Raw genomic sequence first — 6,819 nt, forward strand, 5'->3', positions numbered from 1 at the left:
GCTGCCTCTAATCGTCGTCGAGGGTGGAGCCGGCGCGGCCGGCCGTCGTCATGGCGATGGCGGCGAGGGTCACCAAGGCGGCGGCCACCAGGAACCAGGCCGGCGCGAGCTTGCTGCCGCTCGCCCCGATCAGCCAGGTGGCGATCAGGGGAGCGGTGCCGCCGAACAGGGCGTTCGCCGCGTTGAAGCTGAGGGCGAAGCCCGAATAGCGCACGCGTGTGGGGAACAATTCGCACAACAGGGTCGGCAGCGTGCCGCCATTCATGGCGAGCAGCGCGCCGAACAGGGACCAGATGCCCAGAATGGCCAGGAAGCCGCCGCTGCCAAGGCCGGTGAAGGCGACGGATGACAGCACCATGAACAGTGGCACGGTGAGGACGGCGAAGAGCAGCGAGCAGGCGATCAGGACCGCCTTGCGGCCGAGGCGGTCCGACAGGGCGCCCATCACGAAGATCGAGGCGAGATAGACCGTCAGCGCGATGGTCGAGCCGAGAAAGGCGGCGGTTTCGCTGATGCCGAGCTCGGTCGCCAGATAGGTCGGCATGTAGCTGAGCACGAGATAGAAGCCGACGGCGTTGAGCAGCGTGCCGCCGAAGGCGATCAGCACTTGGCGGCGGTGCTTGCCGAGGAGCTCGAGCACCGGTGCCGGCGGCACGTGATGGGCGGCCTCCAGGGACTTGAAGTGTCGCGTCTCCTCGAGCCGGCGGCGGATGAAGACGCCGACATAGCCGAAGGGCAGGGCCAAGAGAAAGGGCAGGCGCCAGCCCCATTCCTGCAATTGCTCGGTGGTCAGCAGCGCGTGGAGCAGGGCGACGAAGAGGGAGGCGGCAAGCAGGCCCGCCGCCTCGCCGGCCGGCACCAGGCAGGTATAGATGCCGCGCTTGCGGTCCGGCGCGTGCTCGGCGAGAAACGAGGCGGCTCCGGCATATTCGCCCGAGGCGGCGAAGCCCTGCACGAGGCGGGTGAGCAGGAGCAGCACCGGTGCGGCCAGGCCGGCCGTCTGGTAGGACGGCAGAAAGGCGATGACGAAGGTGGCTGACGACATGATGAAGATCGACAGCGTCAGGGTCGATTTACGGCCGAACTTGTCGCCGAAATGGCCCCAGATCACACCGCCGATCGGGCGGACGATGAAGGACAGGGCGAAGACGCCATAGGTGGCCATCAGGGCGCTGCGCGTGTCGGTCGCCGGGAAGAACACCACGGCGATCACCGTCGCCAGGAAGCCATAGACCGCGTAGTCGAACCATTCGACGAAAGTGCCGATGAAGCTGGCAAAGGCGGCGCGGCGCAGGATCGTGTTCGATGCGGCCGGCTGCTGGCCGGCCTCCAATATGGCCGATGGCGCGGCGGCCGGGTGCGGATTGCTCATGCGGACGTTTCCCCTCTTGGATGAATCTCGGTCATCAAGCTGTCGTCCTGGCCGGTGTCGGTGTTGCTGCCTTCTGCGGGCGTGATGGCGGCCGGACGATTGGCCCGGGACCATGCCGCAACCGGAAGCATTCGTATTTCGAAACTTTCTAATTCTTACATCGGAAAATTTGATGTAATTTACCCCTGTCGAACATTGGCCGGCGTGCGAGGACGATGCGGATCAGCGATTACATGGTGCGGAACCTGCGCACCTTTTGCGCGGTGGTGGAGCATGGCGGCTTTGGCGGGGCCCAGGCCGTTCTAGGCGCGGGCCAGTCGGTGATCTCCACCCATCTCAAGGATCTCGAACTCGCTCTAGGCTTTACGCTGTGCCAGCGTGGGCGCGGCGGCTTCTCGCTGACTCCGAAGGGCGAGGCGGTCTATCATGAAGCCAAGCGTATGCTGGGGTCGCTCGAGACCTGCGAGGCCAATCTCGGCGTGCTGCGCAAGATCCTCACCGGCCATTTGCGGGTGGGTATCGTCGACAGCGAGGCCGATAATCCCGATCTGCCGGTGCATCGGGCGGTGCAGCGTTTTTTCGAGCGCGAGCAGCAGGTTCGGCTGAGCCTGGAGGTTGGCACGCCCGAGGCGCTGAGCAAGGGGCTGCAGAACGGGGACATCCATGTCGCCATCGGCCCCTTTCCAAACCGCCAGGCCAATATCGATTACGCGCCCGTCTATGTGGAGGAACACGCCCTCTATTGCGGACACACCCATCCGCTCTTTGCCGGCGATGCGGCCGAAATCACGCCCGCCGTGATCGCCCGCCACCCGATGACCGTCCGCCCCTATTTGCATCGGGCCGAACTCGCCGCCCTGCAGGATCCCCTGATCACGGCTTCGGTCTCGAACATGGAGGCGCAGGCCGTGCTGATCCGCAGCGGCTGCTTCCTCGGTTTCCTGCCGGTTCATTTCGCCCGCAAATGGGTCGAACGGGACGAGATGCGGGCTCTCGACGGGCCCGGCCTGGTCTGGCGATCGCAATTTTATATCGCTTTGCGCGTGCAGCCCGAACCGACCGAAGTGGCACGTCAGTTCACGCGCGATCTTGCGGCGACCTTGGGATCCTCCGAGGCGGGATAAGAGCTCAGATAACGTTTTTCCATCAAATGAGTAACGGTACCGATAGTCGATCGTGCCGCAGGGAAAGTTGATCGATTTTGCGGCGATTGAAATGTCAGAAATCAGATTGACGGGAGCCATCGACAAACGCCGATCAGGGTTAAAATAGACCTATGCAATACGCTCGCCATGATTGCGACCGAATCATTACTTAGCGGTAATCTGGCAAACGGAGACCGATCTATGAACAAAATTCTGATCACAGTTTTGGCGGGCGCCGTCGCTATGTCGGTGGCTGGATGTGCGTCGGACAATCCCGGCGACCGGGCGGTTGGTGGCGGCGTGCTGGGCGGCGTGGCCGGTGCGGCCATTGGCGCCGGTGTCTCGAAGAACAAGGGGCGTGGTGCCCTCATCGGCGGCGCCATCGGCGCGGCGGGTGGCGCTGCCGTCGGCGCGGCCACCACCCCGAGCCGTGAGCCCGAGCCGGGTTATGACGGCTATGGCGGCGGTCAGCGCCAATGCGCCCAGGTCGGCTATGATTCCTACGGCAACCGGGTTTGCACGGCCTATTACTGAGAAAGCCCATGAGGGGGATGGGGATGTCCCATCCGCAAAATAGTGGCCGGCCCTTTTGGCCGGCTCGCCCTCTGATCTGGCTCCGGGATCTGCTACCCGCGATGAGATCTGCCGCGCGGGCCAGGGTTTCGGCGTCACAAACGATGCCCTGTCAGCTTCATTTCGTCCCCCCGGCATGTCCCGAAAGGGACCCAAACCAGGGCCTGGGCCGGCCTGTCTGCCTGCCGATCCTTGTTTTCGCCCATATCCGGTTTCACATCATTGGCGACAGGGCGGTGGGCCCCCGTGGAACACTTTCCGGTGATCGACGGCATAAGTCAGTACAGGGTCGAGACTTGCTTGGTCATCGGAAAGCCGAAAAGGCCCTTTAGCGCATAGACCCGGTCGTCGATCAGCGTTGGCCCGATCATGATCGAGGGGCCTTCGCATCAATTGCAGAAGGAACAGGGACCGCTTCGTGAATTGAAGCGGATATGGTGCTGGATGAAGGATGGATGGGTGCCCGGTGCACAAGGCGAACAAGGGAATGGCAACCCCGAAAATGGGGAAAGCTCTTCCGGCAGGGCGTGGCCTTGTTTTGATGGGCAGACATTCGATCGGATGCGCCGGCATGAGATTGCTTTTGAGCTGTGGCGAGATCAGGCACGGGAGCGGTCGCGCGGGATGGTTGACAGCTTGAGGGCTGTTCGCCGACAACTGCGGGCGAAACTTGCCGTTTTGCGAAAGTCTTGTTTCGCGGTGGCAAATCAGGCGGACGGGCACCAGCATTTGACCGCCTTCCTCCAGGCCCGGCTGGAAAAGGATCACGCCATGTCCGCCATCACGAATCTTCCGGGCTGACGGCATGCGAGGTGTCATTGGAGCGATCGCATTGTCGGCCATGATGCATTCAGGCATGGCTCTGGCCCAGGAAGTGAGACGCTCGGCCGTCGGCTATATGGACGTGACCTGCGACCGATGGACGGCGAGCGCCAATTCGACCCAAGGCACAGCCTATGCGGCCTGGGTTGCCGGTTTCTTGAGTGGGGCGAATCTGGCCGAGCGGGCGGAGGATTGGCTGATCGACGAGGACGGCACCTCGATTCGCCGCTGGATCGGTGAATATTGCAAGGCCCATCCTGTGGAGACGCTCGGGGCCGCCGCGGTGATGCTGCGCCAGGCGCTTCAGCAGCGCGCGCGGTGACGGCGGGGCCGGGTGCCTCGCGGGCGGCCTGCTTCGGCCCAGCTGATCCATTGCATCGGAAAACTCTAATTTGCCGCCGCTGCGGGCTCCCCGAAACTGAGCGACGATGTTCCAGGGCAAAGCGCCTTGGGAGGCATCGCGGCCCTCGCATCTGCCGGGTGGTGTGATCGCGGCCAACTGGAGCAAAGCGCGTTCATGGCTGAACGCTCGTTTGCTTCAGCTCTCTGTTTCGACGCGTCTTTGCGATTCTTGCCGCCTCCGTCAAATCGCAAAACGCTTTTGGGGAATTTCATGCGCGATCCACGCTACGATATTCTGTTCGAGCCGATGAAGATCGGCCCGGTGACGGCCAAGAATCGGTTCTACCAGGTCCCCCATTGCAATGGCGGCGGCTATCGCGATCCGTCTGCTGCCGCCGAAATGCGGCGGATCAAGTCGGAAGGAGGCTGGGGCGTCATCTTCACCGAGCAGACCGAGATGCATCACACCTCGGAGATCACGCCTTTCATCGAATTGCGTCTGTGGGACGACGCCGATATCCCCGCCTTGGCCAGGATGGCCGAGGCCATGCATGAGCATGGCGCCCTCGCCGGCATCCAGCTCGCCTATTCCGGTATCAATGGCCCCAATCTCTATACCAAGGAAGTCCCGCGTGGGCCCTCGGCTCTGCCGATTCGCACCTTCACCAATGATCCGGTCCAGGCCCGCGCCATGGACCGGCAGGATATCCGCGATCTCAGGCGCTGGCACCGCAACGCCTTCAGGCGGGCCAAGCAGGCGGGCTTCGATCTGGTCTGCCTCTATGGCGCACATGGCTTTGGCATCATCCAGCATTTCCTGTCGACGGCCACCAATCACAGAACGGACGAATATGGCGGCTCGCTGGAAAACCGCTCTCGGCTGATGCGCGAGTTGATCGAGGAGGGACGCGATGCCATCGGCGACAGCTGCGGTCTGACCTTGCGCATCTCGCTCGACGAGATGATCGGCGAGCTCGGTTTCGGCAATGCCGAGGTCCGCGACATGATCGAGATGCATGCCGACCTGCCCGACCTGTGGGACCTCGCCCATGGCGCCTGGGAGGATTGCTCCGGCCCTTCGCGCTTCAAGGAGGAGGCGGCGCAGGAAAGCTTGGTCGCCGGCATCAAGAAACTGACCTCCAAGCCCGTCGTCGGTGTCGGCCGCTTCACTTCGCCGGACGTGATGGCGCGGATGATCAGGTCCGGCACGCTCGATTTCATCGGCTGTGCCCGGCCTTCCATCGCCGACCCCTTCCTGCCCAGGAAGATCGAGGAGGGCCGGATCGAGGACATCCGCGAATGCATCGGCTGCAACATCTGCGTTACCGGCGACATGACGATGTCGATCTCGCGCTGCACCCAGAACCCCACCTTCATGGAGGAATGGCGCAAGGGCTGGCATCCCGAGCGCATGCAGGCCAAGGGAGCCAGCGAGAGCGTGCTGATCGTCGGCGCGGGCCCGGCCGGGCTGGAGGCGGCGCGCGCCTTGGGGATGCGGGGTTACAAGGTCGTGCTTGCAGAGGCCGGCACTGAACTCGGCGGCCGCGTGGCGCGGGAATGCAGATTGCCGGGCCTGTCGGCCTGGGGTCGCGTGCGCGATTATCGCCAGTACCAGCTCAGCCAGATGCCGAATGTCGATATCTATTTCGACAGTCTTATGTCGGTCGACGACATTCTCGGATTCGGTTTCGAACATGTCGCGCTCGCCACCGGCTCGACCTGGCGCCGGGACGGCGTGGCGCGTGCCCATGTCGTGCCGATGGCGATCGATGTCGCGATGCCGGTTTTCACGCCCGATGATGTGATGGAGGGCAGGCTGCCTGCCGGCAGGATCGTGCTGTTCGACGACGATCACTATTACATGGGCGGTGTGCTCGCCGAACTCCTGTCGCGCCAGGGCGCGCGGGTGACGCTGGTGACCCCTTCCGCCTATGTCTCCGATTGGACCCGCAATACGCTGGAGCAGGGCGCCATTCATCGCAGGCTTGCCGAGCACGGGGTCGAGATCGTGCTCAACCGGACGGTGGCGCGCATCGGCGCCGGCTGCGTGGTCACGGCCTGCAGCTATACCGGGGCCGAAGCCGAGCTGGCGGCCGATGCGGTCGTGCTCGTCACCGCTCGCCAGCAGGAGGATGGGCTGTGGCAGGCTCTCACGGCGCAGCAGGGCGAATGGGCCGATAGCGGCATCCGCAGCATCAAGGTGATCGGCGATGCCGAGGCGCCGGGCCCGATCGCCTGGGCGACCTATGCCGGACATCGCTTTGCGCGCGAATTGGACGAGCCCGATATCGGTGACGCCCTGCCGTTCCGGCGTGAAATAACCGCGCTCGCGCGAGCGTAGAAACACGATTCGAGTCAAGCTTTACGGGGGTGCAAAGCTTGCATGACGGTTCTGCAAAAAAGTGATGTTTCCAGTGTTGACATAGGCGTCTTGTGGCCTCTATACAGCGGCCATCGACGGACGGCGTTGCCGCGGATTGAGCGGCGGCGCTGACGTGTCGCTTCACGGACAAGGAGCTCTGGCTTAACCGGCCGATTGGCGGGGGTAGCGGAGTGTTCGCTGAA

Annotated in this window: 6 protein-coding genes; 5 read left to right on the plus strand and 1 reads right to left on the minus strand. The window is 63.6% G+C overall.

Annotation, left to right across the window (positions count from 1 at the left end; all coding sequences use genetic code 11):
* Nucleotides 1-7 precede the first annotated feature (7 nt).
* Nucleotides 8-1,372: an MFS transporter gene (locus AB4037_RS12215; RefSeq protein WP_434960099.1), complete on the minus strand. Its 1,365-nt coding sequence runs from the start codon at nt 1,370-1,372 to the stop codon at nt 8-10.
* A 215-nt stretch (nt 1,373-1,587) separates the two neighbouring features.
* Between AB4037_RS12215 and AB4037_RS12220 the strand changes: the two genes are divergently transcribed.
* The 5 genes from AB4037_RS12220 to AB4037_RS12240 all read left to right on the plus strand — a co-directional run bounded on the left by AB4037_RS12220 (nt 1,588) and on the right by AB4037_RS12240 (nt 6,595).
* The gene (locus AB4037_RS12220) at nt 1,588-2,496 is read left to right on the plus strand and encodes a LysR family transcriptional regulator (RefSeq protein WP_441771694.1); all 909 of its coding nucleotides are present in this window, start codon (nt 1,588-1,590) and stop codon (nt 2,494-2,496) included.
* Nucleotides 2,497-2,718: 222 nt separating this feature from the next.
* Entirely contained in the window at nt 2,719-3,051 is a 333-nt protein-coding gene (locus AB4037_RS12225; RefSeq protein WP_434960101.1) for a hypothetical protein, read from the plus strand.
* A gap of 408 nt (nt 3,052-3,459) precedes the next feature.
* Complete coding sequence (locus AB4037_RS12230; protein WP_441771695.1) at nt 3,460-3,891, plus strand: hypothetical protein; 432 nt, start codon at nt 3,460-3,462, stop codon at nt 3,889-3,891.
* 4 nt (nt 3,892-3,895) lie between these two features.
* The gene (locus AB4037_RS12235) at nt 3,896-4,234 is read left to right on the plus strand and encodes an HdeA/HdeB family chaperone (RefSeq protein ID WP_434960103.1); all 339 of its coding nucleotides are present in this window, start codon (nt 3,896-3,898) and stop codon (nt 4,232-4,234) included.
* A gap of 291 nt (nt 4,235-4,525) precedes the next feature.
* Entirely contained in the window at nt 4,526-6,595 is a 2,070-nt protein-coding gene (locus tag AB4037_RS12240; RefSeq protein WP_441771696.1) for an oxidoreductase, read from the plus strand.
* The last annotated feature ends 224 nt before the right edge of the window (nt 6,596-6,819 follow it).

The sequence above is a fragment of the Labrys sp. KB_33_2 genome (assembly GCF_052114505.1).
Lineage (GTDB): Bacteria > Pseudomonadota > Alphaproteobacteria > Rhizobiales > Labraceae > Labrys.